The sequence below is a fragment of the Streptomyces malaysiense genome (genome assembly GCF_000980885.2).
In the GTDB taxonomy this organism is placed as follows: domain Bacteria; phylum Actinomycetota; class Actinomycetes; order Streptomycetales; family Streptomycetaceae; genus Streptomyces; species Streptomyces malaysiense.
On record NZ_LBDA02000067.1, the window covers coordinates 1 to 14,436 of the forward strand.

Below are 14,436 nucleotides of genomic sequence, written 5' to 3' on the forward strand. Positions count from 1 at the left end.
CAGATCACGCCACGGAACACCCGTGCGAACCCGCCACCGAACTCCGTTGATCAACCGCCGCCGGTTCGCGGACCTGCGGCTCACGCCTGCCGCCGGCAGCAACGACTCCAGCACCGACCACTGTTCATCAGAAAGATCCCCACGCCCCACACCGTGATCATCACGGCGCGAGGCGTGGACCGGAACCCGATCTAAAACACGGCCTAGGGCACGTACCGGCAACCATCGGTATGCAGCCGCACACGCCGCCGATCACCTGCCCTGCGGACACCGCCTGGCGTGCAGCCCCGAACGCATCCGCTCACGCATCGCTCACGCAAGAGCCGGAAAACGAAGCAGCGCCCGGGACGGCCGAAGCCGACACGAGCGCTGCGTAGCAGGTCAGAGGGGGTAAGCCCTCCCCTGCCGCCGTAGGCCCTGTGGGACTCGAACCCACAACCAATGGATTAAAAGTCCACTGCTCTGCCAATTGAGCTAAGGGCCCAGGCGATGTTGCCTGTCCGAGCATAGCCGGAGGAGGCCGGGTCTCCGATCGGGTAGGGGGGACCCGGCCGCGTCGGGGGGCGGGATGGCTAGTTTTTGACGGGGTTGGAGGCGGGGGTGCGGGCGCGTGCGGGGTCGAGGAACCAGTGGCGGGCGGAGACCAGCCACCAGGTGGTGGCGAAGCCCAGGACGACCAGGACGGCGACGGGGGCGTAGTTGAAGGTCTTCCAGGTGACGGGGGACACCTGGGGGAGCATGAAGAGGATCGTGATCGCCAGCACCCACAGGACGGAGATCACCCCGACCACGCCCGACCAGCGGCCCAGGTGCCAGGGTCCCCGCTCGAACGCGGCGCCCTTGCGGACCCGCAGGAAGGTCGGGACGACGTAGGCGATGTAGAGGCCGATCACCGCGATGGACGTCACCGCCGCGTAAGCCGTCGAGTTGATCAGGTAGGGCAGGCCGAGGACCAGCGCGGCGAGCGCGGCCAGCCAGACCGCAGCCACGGGGGTGCGGGTGCGGGGGCTCACCGTGTGCCAGAGCCGGGAGAACGGCAGCGCGCCGTCGCGCGAGAAGGCGTAGATCATGCGGCTGTTGGCGGTCACGGAGGCCATGCCGCAGAAGAGCTGGGCGCCGATCACCACCAGGAGCAGCAGCTTGCCCGCGGTGGCGCCGAGCGCGTCCAGCAGGATCTGGGCCGGCGGCGCGCCCGTCGCGGACGCCAGCTCCCCGTCGTACGACTGGATCGCGTAGGTGAAGCCGAGCAGCAGGACGAACCCCGCGATCCAGGACGTCCAGATGGAGCGCACGATGCCCTTCGGGCCCGCCGTGGCCGCGTCGTGCGTCTCCTCGGTCATATGGGCGGAGGCGTCGTAGCCGGTGAAGGTGTACTGGGCCATCAGGAGGCCGAGCAGGACGACGTAGACGCCGCTGCCCCAGCCCGTCCGGTCGACGAAGTGGGTGAAGACGAAGGACGTCGAGCGGTGGTGGTCGGGCACGACGGCCAGGGCGCCGACGATGACCACCACCCCGAGCACGTGCCACCAGACGCTCACGCCGTTCAGGAAGGCGACGATCCGCACCCCGAAGGTGTTCAGCAGGCCGTGCAGCACCAGGATCGCGGCGAAGAGCAGGACGGTGCGCCCGCGCGTGACCTCGAAGCCGAACTGGAGGTTCAGGTAGGCACCGAGGAAGGACGCGGCACCGAAGTCGATGCCCGCGGTGACCGCGACCTGGCCCAGCACGTTGAACCAGCCCGTGAACCACGCCCAGGCCGCCGCCGAGCGCGCGGGCGCCAGCCGGTGGGCCCAGAAGTACAGGCCGGCCGAGGTCGGGTAGGCCGAGCAGATCTCGGCCATCGACAGCCCCACGAGCAGCGTCATCAGGCCGACCGCGACCCAGCCCCAGGTGATCACGGCGGGGCCGCCCGTGGTCATGCCGAAGGAGTAGAGGGTGAGACAGCCCGACAGAACCGAGATGATCGTGAAGGACACCGCGTAGTTGGCGAACGCCGACATACGCCGGGCGAGGACCTGTGTGTAACCGAGCTGGGCCAGCCGTTCCTCGTCCGACGGCACACCCGCTGTCGCGTCACCTGTGGCGCCGCCTGTCGCATCTTCTGTCATGCCCCCAGCAATTCCCCCGTCGCGTGCGTGACATGCGTCACTCGGGGACGGTACGCGGAAGGGCCCGCACGACGCAGGTCGTGCGGGCCCTTCGCGGTTCGTACGGCGATCCGTCAGCCGTTGCGCTTCCAGCGCGGCTTGTCGTCGCGGCGGCCGAAGGAGGAACCGGTGCCGCGGTGGTCGTCACGGCGACCGTAGGGGCGCTCGTGGCCGCCGGAGCGGAAGCCCGGACGGTCGTCGCGGCGCTCGCGGTTGAACGGGCGGTCGCTGCCCCGGTGGCCGCCGCGGTCGTCCCGGCGGAAGCCACCGCGGTCGTCGCGGCGCTCGAAGGAACGGCCGCCACGATCGTCACGACGGTCACCGCGGTCGTCCCGGCGGAAACCGCCACGGTCGTCGCGGCGCTCGAAGGAACGGCCGCCACGATCGTCACGACGGTCGTCGCGGCGCTCGAAGCCACGGCCACCACGGTCGTCACGACGGTCGCGGTCGAACGGACGGCGGTCGTCACGGCGCTCGAAGGAACGGCCGCCACGGTCGTCACGACGGTCACCGCGGTCGTCCCGGCGGAAACCGCCGCGGTCGTCACGACGGTCACGGTCGAACGGACGGCGGTCGTCACGGCGCTCGAAGCCACGGCCACCACGGTCGTCACGACGGTCGCGGTCGAACGGACGGCGGTCGTCACGGCGCTCGGGCGCCGCCGAAGCCGCCGGACGCTCCTCGCGCTCGGCCTGCTGCGCGGCCGGCTCCTCGGACACGGCCTCGGCCGCCGCGGCCTGCGCCTCGGCCACCGCGGTCTCCGGGTCCTCGCCGCGCTCACGGGCGACACGGGCCACCAGGCGGTCGGCCTCCTCGCGCAGCTCCGTCGCGCGGCGCTGGGCACGCTCCAGCTGCTTGGTCAGCTGGCCGACCTCGCGCTCGGCCTGCTGCGCGGCGTTGCCGGCGGACTCTGCCTGCACCTCGGTCATGGACCGGGCACCGGTGATCTCGGCGACCTCCGGCTCGAAGGCGGCGCCGCCCTGGATGATGTGGCGGCCCGCGTCGACGCCGGCGTCCTCCATCAGGCGGAAGATCTGGCGCCGCTGGTGAGGCAGCGACAGGGAGACGACGGTGCCGGTACGGCCCGCACGCGCGGTACGGCCCGCACGGTGCAGGTAGTCCTTGTGGTCGCCGGCCGGGTCCACGTTGAGGACCAGGTCGATGCCGTCGACGTGGATGCCGCGGGCGGCGACGTCGGTGGCGACCAGGACGTTGACGTAACCGTCCTTGAAGTCGGCCAGGGTGCGGGTGCGCGCGCCCTGGGTCATGCCGCCGTGCAGCGCGTCGGCCTTCACGCCCGCGTCGCGCAGCTGCTCGGCGACGCGGTCGGCGCCCAGCTGGGTGCGGACGAAGATGATCGTGCGGCCCTTGCGGGAGGCGATCGCGGCGGTGACCGGAGCCTTGTCCTTGGGCTTCACGATGAGGATGTGGTGGGACATGGTCGTCACCGCACCCTGGGCCGCGTCCACCTCGTGGGAGACGGGGTTCTTCAGGTAGCGGTCGACGAGGGTCTGGATCTCGTTCTCCATCGTGGCGGAGAAGAGCATCCGCTGACCGTCGGCCGGGACCTGGTCGAGCAGTTCGGTGACCTCGGGCAGGAAGCCCAGGTCCGACATCTGGTCGGCCTCGTCCAGGACTGCGATCTGGACGTCCTCCAGCGAGCAGGCGCCGCGGTTGATGATGTCGCGCAGCCGGCCCGGGGTGGCGACGAGGATGTCGACGCCGCGCTCCAGGGCGTAGATCTGGTTGCCCATGGACGTACCGCCGCAGACGACCTTCATCTTCAGGCCGACGACGTCGCCGTACGGCTGGAGGGCGTCCGCGACCTGCATGGCCAGCTCACGGGTCGGGGTGAGGATGACCGCGCGGGGGCGCTTCTTCTCGGTGCGGCCGCCGGCCAGCTGGGCCAGGGTCGGCAGACCGAAGGAGAGGGTCTTGCCGGAGCCGGTGCGGCCACGGCCGAGGATGTCCTTGCCGAGCAGGGCGTCCGGGATGGTCGCGGCCTGGATCGGGAAGGGGGTCGTCACGCCGTTCTGCGCGAGCTTGCGCACGACGCCCTCGGGGAGGCCGAGGTCGGCGAAGGTGGTCTGGGGGGCCTCGGGGGCCTGGGTCTCAGTGGCCTCGGTCGTCTCGTCCACGAGTTCGTTCTCGTTTTCGGGCACGACGATCTGGTCAAAACTGGACACGGACATGCGAATGCGAAACCTTCCGGAGTCTCGTCGGCACGCGCCCGTCAACTCCGTGATTCGCATACGACCGCCTCAATGCGGTCCGACACGGCAAGGGAGAGTACGCGCCACACGGCGCGCTCTGTGGTGGCGCCGGGCAAATGGGATCAAACGATCTACCACCATACGCACCCTCCACCCATGAAGGCAAACCGATGGGCCGCTCCGGAGGGTGCGTCCGGTCACATCGGGATGCCCGCCGCGGGTGCCGGGTCCCGTCGCACCAGCTGGGGGCCCGGGTCCTCGTGCGCCGAGGAGGAGGGTTCGGCCGAAGGGGGCGCGGTGTCGGGCGGCGGCGGGGTGGTCGCCGGTGGCGGGGGCGGCGCGGTGGTGGGTCCGGGGGTCGGCTGCTCCACGGGCGGGGCCGGTGGGGCCCCTGGGGTCCTGCCGGGCTTCACGGGGGCCGTGGAGGCGCTGTCCGCCGAGGACGCGCCGGCCGAGGCCGCCGGAGCGGACTCCCCCGGTTTCCGCTCGGCGCCGCTCCCGCGCGCGCCGTCGCCCCCGGGCGCGACCCGGCCGGGGCCGGCCGCGCCGTCCACCGCGGGCCCGGCGCCGGCCGCCGCCCCGGCGCCGCCGTGCCGCGCCGTGGAATGGGAGGGCGCGATCCGGCTCCCGGCGTCACCCACGTTCACACAACCGGTGGCGGCGCAGACGGCCAGTGCCGTGACGACCAGACGTACGGGTACGGGCAAGGGGCGCACGGCGGCCACCTCCGGGGGCGGGGAACGGGGTCAACCCGTTCAACTCCCGTCGCCCGCAGGAGGACACGCGCCGCGTACGCATCAAGCCGGGACGGCCGGGGAGCCACCACGAGCGGGGCCGCGTCCCCCACGGCCGCCTCGACGCCCCGTCACCCCGTCACCCCGTCACCCCGTCACCCCGTCACCCCGTCACCCGTAGCCGAGCGCGTGCAGCCGGGCGTCGTCGATGCCGAAGTGATGGGCGATCTCGTGCACCACGGTCACCTCGGTCTCCGCCACGACGTCCTCGCGTGTGTCGCACATCCGCAGCGTCGGCCCCCGGTAGACCGTGATCCGGTCGGGCAGCACACCGGCGTACCACTCGCCCCGCTCGGTCAGCGGGGTGCCCTCGTACAGGCCGAGCAGCTCGGGATCCGCGGCGGGCGGCTCGTCCTCCACGAACACCGCCACGTTGTCCATGAGCCGCGTCAGCTCCGGCGGGATCCGGTCGAGCGCCTCGGCGACCAACTCCTCGAACTCCTCGCGCGTCATCTCCAGCACAGGGTCATTGTCGGGCACGGGAAGGCCGCACGGGAGCGGCGGACCGCCGCATACCCCCGCCCGCACATGGGCATACGGGACCAATGGTCCGCGTCCCCGTCCCCGTCGCCGTCCTGAACCGCCTGCCGAACCCCGTCGCGGCCCTCGCCCGCCGCCCCCGCCCCGGTTCCCGCCCCCGTCCGCTCCCCGAGCTGGAGCTCGCCGCCCGCCCCCGGCCATGGCTCGGCGCGCTGGGCCTCACCGCGGTCGTACTGATCGGCGCCTGGCTGGGGCTGCTGGTCGTCGGCAACGTGCGGACGCCGGTCGGCCCGATGAACACCACGATGGCGCTGCGCCCCTCGCTGACCGGCGGCACCAAGATCAACGTGTCACCGCTGGGCGCGCTCACCCTGGACAGCCATGTCGCTCCGGTCCGCCTGGACGTCAACGTCGACCAGCTGGACCCGCTGCGCTCCCAGGAGCTGGTGGACCACCCGGACCGGATCTCCGGTCTCCAGGACGAGGTGGTCCACGACGTGGAGCACGGCACCTTCGAACTCGCCGTGCGCTCCGGCGTCGCCGTGGTGGCCGGCGCGAGCGCCCTCGGGTTCGCCGTCTACCGGCGACCGCGCCGCGCGCTCACGGCCGGCGGGCTCGCCCTCGCGCTGCTGGCCGCCTCGGGCGCCTCCGCGTACGCCACCTGGAACCCCGAGTCGGTGCTGGAGCCGAGGTTCTCCGGGCTGCTGTCCTCCGCGCCCTCGGTGATCGGCAACGCCCGCAGCATCGTCACCGACTTCGACGTCTACCAGCAGGAGTTGGCCCGCCTGGTGACGAACGTGACCAAGCTGTACGACGTCACGTCCACGCTGCCGGCCTATCAGCCGGACCCCTCCACCATCCGGGTCCTGCACGTCTCGGACATCCATCTGAACCCGGCGAGCTGGAAGATCATCGCCTCGCTGGTGAAGCAGTACAAGGTGAACGTGATCGTGGACTCCGGCGACACGATGGACCACGGCACGGCGGCGGAGAACGGCTTCCTGGACCCGATCGCCGGTCTGGGCGTGCCGTACGTCTGGGTACGGGGCAACCACGACTCCCGGACCACCCAGCGCTATCTGGAGCACCTAAAGAACGTCCGCGTGCTGGACGACGGGCACGCGCGGACGGTGGGCGGCCTGCGCTTCGCGGGCATCGGTGATCCGCAGTTCACCCCGGACCGCGCGGTGGTACCGGGCGGTGACGCCGCCGAGCGGCTGGCGGGCGACCGGCTGGACAGCGCGCTGCGCTCCCAGCGGGCGGCGGGGACGCCGGTGGACGTGGCGATCGCGCACGAGCCGGTGGCGGCGCGGGAGACGGACGGGGAGGTGCCGCTGGTGCTGTGCGGGCATCTGCACCACGAGGGGGACGAGAAGCTGCCGTACGGGACACGGCTGCGGATGGAGGGCTCGACCGGGGGCAGCGGGCTGCGCGCGGTGGAGGGGAAGTACCCGGCGCCGATCGAGGCGTCGGTGCTCTACTTCGACCGCGACAGCCATCGGCTCCAGGCCTGGGACGCGATCCGGCTGGGTGGCCTCGGGCTGACGACGGCCGAGGTCAGCCGCCATCTGGCGGACGGGAACCGGCCCGGCGCGACACCCCCGTCGACCGCCCCCTCACCCTCCGGGAGCGGGGGCTCCACCCGCCGCCCGTAAACCGTTTTGGCGATCCCCCTCGCCATCCCATATGCTTCTCACGTCCCCGACGCGCTGAGAAGCGCCCAGGCGGGCCGATAGCCCTCATCGTCTAGCGGCCTAGGACGCCGCCCTTTCAAGGCGGTAGCACGGGTTCGAATCCCGTTGGGGGCACGCAGAACCGTGTGCGACACTGTTGCACACAAACAGCTTGGTCCTGTGGAGCAGTTTGGAGTGCTCGCCACCCTGTCAAGGTGGAGGCCGCGGGTTCAAATCCCGTCAGGACCGCTGAGGTTTCACGTGAAACCTCGTGGCTGGGTAGCTCAGTTGGTACGAGCGATCGCCTGAAAAGCGATAGGTCGCCGGTTCGACCCCGGCCCCAGCCACAACCCGAAGGCCCCGTTCGACGAACGGGGCCTTCGTCGTATGGCAGCATCGCGCTCCAGCCAGGTCGGGGGGACCAATGAGCGGTACCGAGATCGAGCTCGAGAAGGACAAGGCGAAGTACGGCCTGCTGGCGGTGATGGCCAGCAATGTCGCGATCGTCGCCGTGGCGGTCGTCGGGGTCTACCGGCTGAAGGGCGACACCTCGGTGATCGTCGGCATCCTGACCGCCGCCTTCACCGCGGTCAGCGGCATGACCACCGCCTATATCGGCATCAAGGCCGTGTCCAACACCGCGCGGTCCATGACCCTGGTCGGGCCGGCCCAGCAACAGAGCCCCGCACCGGTCCCCGCGGCCCCCGCCGGGCCGGACGCGGCCCCCGTCCCCGCGGCACCCGCCCCGACCTCCTAGGCGCCGGCCTTTCTAGGCACCGACCTCCTTGTCAGGGCCCGTCGGGCGCCCGCCCGGATGACGGTGACGCCAGACCAGGAAGATCACGCAGGCGAGGACGGACCAGCCGGCCAGTACCAGGAACGGGAAGGCGTGCTGGTCACCCCGGAAGTAGACCGCCGTGTGCTGCGCGTTCACCGAGGCGCCCGGCGGCAGCCAGCGGCCGACCGTGCCGAGCACGGACGGCAGCAGGGGCCAGGAGACGGCACCACCGGACGAGGGGTTGCCCAGCAGCACCATCAGGCCCCAGGTCGGCAGCATGGCCCAGCGTCCGAACATCGTGTTGAACATCGTGAAGACCATGCCGGACGTGAACATCGTCAGGGCGAGGATCAGCCATGACTCCACGAACGGCAGCCGCAGCGCGCCCAGCCACCAGTCCACCACCGCGGCGATCGTGAACCCGCCGAGCAGGGAGTAGGCGACGGTGAAGGCGATGCGCTCCAGCGGGTTCAGCGCCTTCGCGTGCACGCTGAGCTGGATCGCGCCGATGAAGCCGATCACCACCGCGGCGAGCGAGACGTAGAAGATCGCCAGCCCTCGCGGGTCGCCCTTCTGGAGCGGCTTGAGGTCGTGCAGCACGACGGGCGTCCCGGTGGCCCGGCCCACACTCGTCGCGGCCTCCCCGAGGACCTGCGCGACGGTCGCCCCGGAGGCCGCCGACACGTCCATCCTGACCGGGCCGGTGCCCGAGGGCGCGTCGATCACCGCGAAGACGCGCTGTTCGTCCACGGCGCGTACGGCCGCCGCCCGGTTCGCGTACGGGTGCAGCTTCAGCGAGGCCGACAGGGCGTGCTCCATGCCCGTGAGGAAGGTGCGGACGGGCGGCCGGTCGTAGGGGCCGGTGACCGCGGCGGGGATGCTGTGCGGGGTCGGGTTCGCCATGGCGTAGGTGTAGGAGCCCGCGAAGAGGCCGGCCGCGGCGGAGATCAGCAGGAGCAGGACGGAGGCGGGGAGGAAGGGGGACCGTTTGAACGCCGTCCAGCGCGAATCGGACATGGTGGAACTCTGGCATCCCGCCGTGGGAGGTGCCTCCGGGCGCGCCCCGCCCGACCGGCGGCAAATCGGTCGACTCGGTTTCGGCCGAGGTGAGATCCTGGATCGCGTATGTCTACGCATCCAGCCCCCGCCCTCGGCTCCCTCGCCGCCCGTCTGACCGAGTTGTCGCTGCGTGACGCGCACCGGCTCGGACGCCGGCTCGAGGGCGCGCGCAAGATCCGTAAGCCCGAGGCCCGTGACGCCGTGCTCGCCGAGATCGAGGGCGAGCTCGACAAGGCAGCGGGCCGGATGGCCGAGCGGCGTGTCCGCGTGCCGGCCGTCACCTATCCCGAGCAGCTGCCCGTCAGCCAGAAGAAGGACGAGATCGCGGCGGCCATCCGCGATCACCAGGTCGTCATCGTCGCCGGTGAGACCGGTTCCGGAAAGACGACGCAGATCCCCAAGATCTGTCTCGAACTGGGCCGCGGCGTGCGCGGCATGATCGGGCACACCCAGCCCCGCCGGATCGCGGCCCGCACCGTCGCCGAGCGCGTCGCCGAGGAGCTGCGCACCCCGCTCGGCGAGGCCGTCGGCTGGAAGGTGCGCTTCACCGACCAGGTGAACCCGGACGCCACCTTCGTGAAGCTGATGACGGACGGCATCCTGCTCGCCGAGATCCAGACCGACCGCGAGCTGCGCGCCTACGACACGATCATCATCGACGAGGCCCACGAGCGGTCCCTCAACATCGACTTCCTGCTCGGCTACCTCGCCCAGCTGCTGCCCAAGCGGCCGGACCTCAAGGTCGTCATCACCTCGGCGACCATCGACCCCGAGCGCTTCTCCCGGCACTTCGGGGACGCCCCGATCATCGAGGTCAGCGGGCGGACGTACCCCGTGGAGGTGCGCTACCGGCCGCTCCTCGAAGCGGAGTCGGAGGACGCCGACCGCGACCAGATCACGGCGATCTGCGACGCGGTCGAGGAGCTCCAGGCCGAGGGCAAGGGCGACATCCTCGTCTTCCTCTCCGGCGAGCGGGAGATCCGCGACACGGCGGACGCGCTGGAGAAGAAGAAGTACAGGTTCACCGAGGTCCTGCCGCTGTACGCCCGGCTGTCGCACGCCGAGCAGCACCGGGTCTTCCAGCAGCACACCGGCCGCCGGATCGTGCTGGCCACGAACGTCGCCGAGACCTCCCTCACCGTCCCGGGCATCAAGTACGTCGTCGACCCCGGCTTCGCCCGGATCAGCCGCTACAGCCACCGCACCAAGGTCCAGCGGCTGCCCATCGAACCGGTGTCGCAGGCCAGCGCCAACCAGCGCAAGGGGCGCTGCGGCCGTACCTCGGACGGCATCTGCATCCGGCTGTACAGCGAGGACGACTTCCTCGCCCGGCCGGAGTTCACCGACGCGGAGATCCTGCGCACCAACCTCGCCTCCGTCATCCTCCAGATGACCGCGGCCGGCCTCGGCGACATCGAGAAGTTCCCCTTCATCGACCCGCCGGACCACCGCAACATCCGCGACGGCGTGCAGCTGCTCCAGGAACTGAGCGCGCTGAACCCCGCCGAGAAGGACCCCCGCAAACGGCTCACCGACACCGGCCGCAAGCTGGCCCAGCTGCCCGTGGACCCGCGGCTCGCCCGGATGGTGCTGGAGGCCGACCGCAACGGCTGTGTCCGCGAGGTCATGGTCATCGCGGCCGCCCTGTCCATCCAGGACCCGCGCGAGCGCCCCGCCGACAAGCAGGCGCAGGCCGACCAGCAGCATGCCCGCTTCAAGGACGAGACCAGCGACTTCCTCGCCTACCTCAACCTGTGGCGCTACGTCCGCGAGCAGCAGAAGGAGCGCGGCTCCAGCTCGTTCCGGCGGATGTGCAAGCAGGAGTACCTGAACTTCCTGCGCATCCGCGAGTGGCAGGACATCTACACCCAGCTGCGGACCGTGGCCAAGCAGATGGGCATCCACCTCGCCGAGGAGGACGCCCCGGCCGACCGGGTGCACGTCTCCCTGCTCGCCGGCCTGCTCTCCCACGTCGGTATGAAGGACGTACGGGAAGGCAGCAAGAACGAGTACCTGGGCGCCCGCAGCGCCAAGTTCGCGATCTTCCCGGGCTCGGCGCTGTTCAAGAAGCAGCCCAAGTTCGTGATGTCGGCCGAGCTGGTGGAGACCAGCCGGCTGTGGGCCCGGGTCAACGCGAGGATCGAGCCCGAGTGGGTCGAGCCGATCGCCGGGCATCTGTTGAAGCGCACGTACAGCGAGCCGCACTGGGAGAAGGACCAGGCGGCCGTGATGGCGTACGAGAAGGTCACGCTGTACGGCGTGCCGATCGTCGCCCAGCGCAAGGTGAACTACGGCCGGATCGACCCCGAGGTCTCCCGCGAGCTGTTCATCCGCAACGCGCTGGTGGAGGGCGACTGGCGCACCCACCACAAGTTCTACGCCGACAACCGCAAGCTCCTCAGCGAGGTCGAGGAGCTGGAGCACCGGGCGCGGCGCCGGGACATCGTGGTGGACGACGAGACGCTGTTCGACTTCTACGACCAGCGGGTGCCCGAACACGTCGTCTCCGGAGCGCACTTCGACTCCTGGTGGAAGCGGAAGCGGCACGAGCGGCCGGACTTCCTGGACTTCGAACGGGAGATGCTGATCCGGGAGTCCGCGGAGGCCGTCACCAAGGCGGACTATCCGGACAGCTGGCGGCAGGGCGCCCTGAAGTTCCGGGTCACCTACCAGTTCGAGCCGGGTGCGGACGCGGACGGTGTGACCGTGCACATCCCGCTCCAGGTCCTCAACCAGGTCACGGACGAGGGCTTCGACTGGCAGATCCCGGGCCTGCGGGAAGAGGTGGTCACCGAGCTGATCCGGTCCCTGCCCAAGCCGATCCGGCGCAACTACGTGCCGGCGCCGAACTACGCCAAGGCGTTCCTGGAGCGGGCGGTGCCCCTCCAGGAGCCGCTGACCGTGACGATGGCGCGCGAGCTCAAGCGCATGGTCGGGGTGCCGTTCGAGGCGGAGGACTTCGACTGGGCCAGGGTTCCCGAGCATCTTCGGATCACGTTCCGGATCGTCGACGAGCGGCGCCGGAAGCTGGCCGAGGACAAGGACCTGGAGGCGCTCAAGCTCAGCCTGAAGCCGAAGGCGCGCAAGGCGCTCTCCCAGGCCGCGGCGGCGACCGCGTCCCGCGAGGGCGGCCCCGCGCTGGAGCGCAGGGGGCTGACCGACTGGTCGATCGGCACGCTGAGCCGGGTCTTCGAGACGCGCCGGGCCGGACAGCCGGTGAAGGCGTACCCGGCGCTGGTGGACGACGGCGACACGGTCTCCGTACGGCTCTTCGACACGGAGGCCGAGCAGGCGGAGGCCATGTGGAGGGGCACCCGGCGGCTGATCCTGCGCAACATCCCGGTGAACCCGGCCAAGTTCGCGTCCGAGAAGCTCAGCAATCAGCAGAAGCTGGGGCTGTCCGCCAATCCGCACGGGTCCGTCCAGGCGCTGTTCGACGACTGCGCGATGGCCGCCGCGGACAAGCTGATCGCGGACTTCGGCGGCCCGGCGTGGGACGAGGAGTCGTACCGGAAGCTGTACGACAAGGTGCGTGCCGAGATCGTGGACACCACGGTGCGCACGGTCGGCCAGGTGCAGCAGGTGCTGGCCGCGTGGCAGGCCTGTGAGCGGCGCCTGAAGGCCGTGCGCAGCCCCGCGCTGCTGGCGAACCTGACGGACGTCCGCAAGCAGCTGGACGCGCTGGTGAAGCCGGGGTTCGTCACGTGGGCGGGGATACGGCGGCTGCCGGATCTGATGCGGTACCTGGTGGCGGCGGACCGGCGGCTCCAGCAGATGCCGGCGAACGTGCAGCGGGACACCACGCGCATGGAGAAGGTCCACGAGATGCGGGACGAGTACGCCTGGCTGCTGGAGCAGCTTCCGCAGGGGCGGCCGGTTCCGCAGCAGGTCCTGGACATCCGCTGGATGCTGGAGGAGCTGCGGGTCAGCTATTTCGCGCACGCGCTGGGCACGGCGTACCCCGTCTCCGACAAGCGGATCGTGAAGGCGATCGACGCGGCCGCGCCGTGACCGACCGATCACAGGGGGTGAGTTCGACCAGGCGGCTCCACCTCCTGTAGAGTCTCGTCTCGCAGCGCAACGCGACAAGCCAAGCGCCGCGAAACCTGGTCCTGTGGAGCAGTTTGGAGTGCTCGCCACCCTGTCAAGGTGGAGGCCGCGGGTTCAAATCCCGTCAGGACCGCAGTAAGGCCAAGGCCCGCATCCCCTGAGGATCGCGGGCCTTAGTCGTGTCCGCCCATGTCCGCCGACCCCCTCGCCCGGCCCCTCGACGGATCCCTGCGGCGACGGCACGGCCACAACGGCCCCTGAGGGCAACGAAACTCAGCAAACCCCACCAGAAGCCCACCCGGCCCCTTCCGGGCGCTTCCGGGTGCCTCCACGCCGTCGCGCGGCCTTGACCGCGCCCGCTTCGCTCGGTACCCAGGAGGGCATGAGGACATCGCTCAGACAGGAGACGCGGGCGCTGCTCAGGGCGCACCTCGCGGCCGCGTCGTCGCACCGGCATCTCACCCGGCACTGCCCGGTCTGCCACCACTTGATGCGGCTGGCGATGAGCGCGGGGGCTGGGGGGCGGGGCGAGGACCGGGGGCCCGGTACCGCGTGACCGGTACAGGCCCCAACTCCCCTCTGCGCAGGGGACACTGGAACCAGTGATTCCACTAGCCCACGTATGCCCGGGGCAACAAGTGGCCCGGCATGTGACGGGTGTCACTGCATGAGTTTTCAGAACCGCGCAACTTACACCCCTCCTACAACGGGTCAATTTAATATGTGCAATTGCACTCTGTACCGGAGTGCACCCTCAGCGCCCCCACCAACCCCCACCCCGCCTCCGACCAGCGCACAAAACAGATCGCGCTGGACCCGGCGGAGTCCAGCGCGATCGACGACGCACCCTGTGTCGCTTGCCTACAACGTTCTTTTCGGCCTGGGCGTGGGTCCTGTTGGGGCAGGTCCCGCGTCGCTTGAAGCTAGGGTTTCGGGCGTCTCGGCAGGTTGGGGGGCCTGCCGTTTCGCCCTGTTTTCAGTTGTTCCGCTGCTCGGTCAGGCCTCGCTGCGCTGCTGCGGGATGCCCGCGAGCAGAGCGCGGACCTCAGCCTCGCGGTAGCGGCGGTGCCCGCCGAGCGTGCGGATCGACGTGAGCTTGCCGGCCTTCGCCCACCGCGTGACCGTCTTGGGGTCGACGCGGAACATGGTGGCGACCTCAGCCGGGGTCAGCAGCGGCTCGGCATCAGGGGTGCGAGCGGTCATGAGCGGCCTCCTCGGGAGAACCGAACCTTCTCGGTTCTT

11 protein-coding genes and 5 tRNA genes are annotated in these 14,436 nt (G+C 70.7%); 8 read left to right on the forward strand and 8 right to left on the reverse strand.

Annotated features, from left to right (window positions below; all coding sequences use genetic code 11):
• The 6 genes from VT52_RS36060 to VT52_RS26650 all read right to left on the reverse strand — a co-directional run.
• On the reverse strand, positions 1 to 150 hold a 150-nt coding region (locus VT52_RS36060; protein WP_143070920.1), incomplete at its 3' end, for a transposase.
• 261 nt (positions 151 to 411) lie between these two features.
• A tRNA-Lys gene (locus tag VT52_RS26630) sits at positions 412 to 484 on the reverse strand.
• An 88-nt stretch (positions 485 to 572) separates the two neighbouring features.
• Complete coding sequence (locus VT52_RS26635; RefSeq protein WP_046428250.1) at positions 573 to 2,108, reverse strand: amino acid permease; 1,536 nt, start codon at positions 2,106 to 2,108, stop codon at positions 573 to 575.
• 113 nt (positions 2,109 to 2,221) lie between these two features.
• Positions 2,222 to 4,339, reverse strand: coding sequence for a DEAD/DEAH box helicase (locus VT52_RS26640; protein WP_053055733.1), 2,118 nt, complete (start codon positions 4,337 to 4,339; stop codon positions 2,222 to 2,224).
• A 218-nt stretch (positions 4,340 to 4,557) separates the two neighbouring features.
• Positions 4,558 to 5,076, reverse strand: a complete 519-nt coding sequence (locus tag VT52_RS26645; RefSeq protein ID WP_046428254.1) for a hypothetical protein — start codon at positions 5,074 to 5,076, stop codon at positions 4,558 to 4,560.
• A 189-nt stretch (positions 5,077 to 5,265) separates the two neighbouring features.
• On the reverse strand, positions 5,266 to 5,616 hold the full coding sequence (locus VT52_RS26650) for a metallopeptidase family protein (RefSeq protein WP_046423001.1): 351 nt from the start codon (positions 5,614 to 5,616) through the stop codon (positions 5,266 to 5,268).
• 83 nt (positions 5,617 to 5,699) lie between these two features.
• On the opposite strand from VT52_RS26650, the gene VT52_RS26655 reads away from it, so the two are divergent.
• The 5 genes from VT52_RS26655 (at position 5,700) to VT52_RS26675 (ending at position 8,064) form a co-directional block, all read left to right on the forward strand.
• Positions 5,700 to 7,289, forward strand: coding sequence for a metallophosphoesterase family protein (locus VT52_RS26655; protein WP_079175283.1), 1,590 nt, complete (start codon positions 5,700 to 5,702; stop codon positions 7,287 to 7,289).
• Between the two features lie 80 nt (positions 7,290 to 7,369).
• A tRNA-Glu gene (locus VT52_RS26660) sits at positions 7,370 to 7,442 on the forward strand.
• 39 nt (positions 7,443 to 7,481) lie between these two features.
• Positions 7,482 to 7,556 (forward strand) — tRNA-Asp (locus VT52_RS26665).
• 24 nt (positions 7,557 to 7,580) lie between these two features.
• A tRNA-Phe gene (locus VT52_RS26670) sits at positions 7,581 to 7,654 on the forward strand.
• A gap of 77 nt (positions 7,655 to 7,731) precedes the next feature.
• Entirely contained in the window at positions 7,732 to 8,064 is a 333-nt protein-coding gene (locus tag VT52_RS26675; protein WP_046423003.1) for a hypothetical protein, read from the forward strand.
• Between the two features lie 12 nt (positions 8,065 to 8,076).
• On the opposite strand, the gene VT52_RS26680 is transcribed toward VT52_RS26675, so the two are convergent.
• Positions 8,077 to 9,102 (reverse strand): ABC-2 transporter permease, encoded by a 1,026-nt coding sequence (locus VT52_RS26680; RefSeq protein WP_046423005.1) that lies wholly within the window; start codon positions 9,100 to 9,102, stop codon positions 8,077 to 8,079.
• Between the two features lie 108 nt (positions 9,103 to 9,210).
• Between VT52_RS26680 and hrpA the strand changes: the two genes are divergently transcribed.
• From hrpA to VT52_RS38170, 3 genes are all read left to right on the forward strand, one after another.
• Entirely contained in the window at positions 9,211 to 13,155 is a 3,945-nt protein-coding gene (gene hrpA, locus VT52_RS26685) for an ATP-dependent RNA helicase HrpA (protein WP_046423007.1), read from the forward strand.
• A gap of 97 nt (positions 13,156 to 13,252) precedes the next feature.
• Positions 13,253 to 13,327, forward strand: a tRNA-Asp gene (locus tag VT52_RS26690).
• A 249-nt stretch (positions 13,328 to 13,576) separates the two neighbouring features.
• The gene (locus VT52_RS38170) at positions 13,577 to 13,750 is read left to right on the forward strand and encodes a DUF6274 family protein (protein ID WP_167377743.1); all 174 of its coding nucleotides are present in this window, start codon (positions 13,577 to 13,579) and stop codon (positions 13,748 to 13,750) included.
• A 440-nt stretch (positions 13,751 to 14,190) separates the two neighbouring features.
• Here VT52_RS38170 and bldC read toward each other — a convergent pair whose 3' ends face one another.
• On the reverse strand, positions 14,191 to 14,397 hold the full coding sequence (bldC, locus tag VT52_RS26695; RefSeq protein WP_003949541.1) for a developmental transcriptional regulator BldC: 207 nt from the start codon (positions 14,395 to 14,397) through the stop codon (positions 14,191 to 14,193).
• Positions 14,398 to 14,436: the final 39 nt, after the last annotated feature.